At 62.7% G+C, this 1,179-nt stretch carries 1 protein-coding gene; it reads right to left on the bottom strand.

Going from position 1 to position 1,179, the window contains the following annotated elements; translation table 11 throughout:
• Positions 1–2 precede the first annotated feature (2 nt).
• Positions 3–1,178: an elongation factor Tu gene (gene tuf, locus F3H35_RS18710; protein WP_007817140.1), complete on the bottom strand. Its 1,176-nt coding sequence runs from the start codon at positions 1,176–1,178 to the stop codon at positions 3–5.
• Position 1,179 lies beyond the last annotated feature (1 nt).

Below are 1,179 nucleotides of genomic sequence, written 5' to 3'. Positions count from 1 at the left end.
GATCACTCGAGGATTTTGGACACGACGCCGGCGCCGACGGTGCGGCCACCTTCGCGGATCGCGAAGCGCAGGCCGTCTTCCATGGCGATCGGTGCAATCAGCTCGACGGTGAACTTCAGGTTGTCGCCCGGCATCACCATCTCGGTGCCCGCAGGAAGCTCGACCGTGCCGGTCACGTCCGTCGTGCGGAAGTAGAACTGCGGACGGTAGTTGGCGAAGAACGGCGTGTGACGGCCACCCTCTTCCTTGGTCAGGATATACGCCTCGGCCTCGAACTTCGTGTGCGGCTTCACCGAACCCGGCTTGCACAGAACCTGACCGCGCTCGACCGCCTCACGGTCGATACCGCGCAGCAGCGCGCCGATGTTGTCGCCAGCCTCACCGCGATCCAGCAGCTTGCGGAACATCTCAACGCCCGTGCAGGTCGTCTTCTGCGTCGCCTTGATGCCGACGATCTCAAGCTCGTCGCCCACATTCACAACGCCACGCTCGACACGGCCGGTCACAACCGTACCACGGCCCGAGATCGAGAACACGTCTTCGATCGGCATCAGGAACGGCTTGTCCACGGCGCGCTCCGGCGTCGGGATATACTCGTCCACAGCCGCCAGCAGCGCGCGGATCGAGTTCTCGCCGATCTCGGGATCGCGGCCTTCCATCGCCGCCAGCGCCGAGCCCTTGATCACGGGGATATCGTCGCCCGGATAGTCATACGAGGTCAGAAGCTCGCGGATTTCCATTTCCACCAGTTCCAGCAGTTCCTCGTCATCGACCTGGTCGACCTTGTTCATGTAGACGACCATGTACGGAATGCCGACCTGACGACCCAGCAGGATGTGCTCGCGCGTCTGCGGCATCGGGCCGTCGGCCGCGTTCACCACCAGGATCGCGCCATCCATCTGCGCCGCGCCGGTGATCATGTTCTTCACATAGTCCGCGTGGCCGGGGCAGTCCACATGCGCATAGTGGCGCGTGTCGGTCTCGTATTCCACATGCGCGGTCGAGATCGTGATCCCGCGGGCCTTCTCCTCGGGCGCGCCGTCAATCTGGTCATATGCCCGAAAATCGCCGAAATACTTCGTGATCGCCGCCGTCAGTGTCGTCTTGCCGTGGTCAACGTGACCAATCGTGCCGATGTTCACATGCGGTTTCGTGCGGTCAAACTTTTCCTTTGCCATG

The organism is Roseovarius litoreus, assembly GCF_900142765.1.
GTDB classification, from domain to species: Bacteria; Pseudomonadota; Alphaproteobacteria; order Rhodobacterales; family Rhodobacteraceae; genus Roseovarius; species Roseovarius litoreus.
The sequence above is the reverse complement of the archived record's forward strand: the minus strand, read 5'-3'. Positions and strand labels throughout refer to the sequence as shown.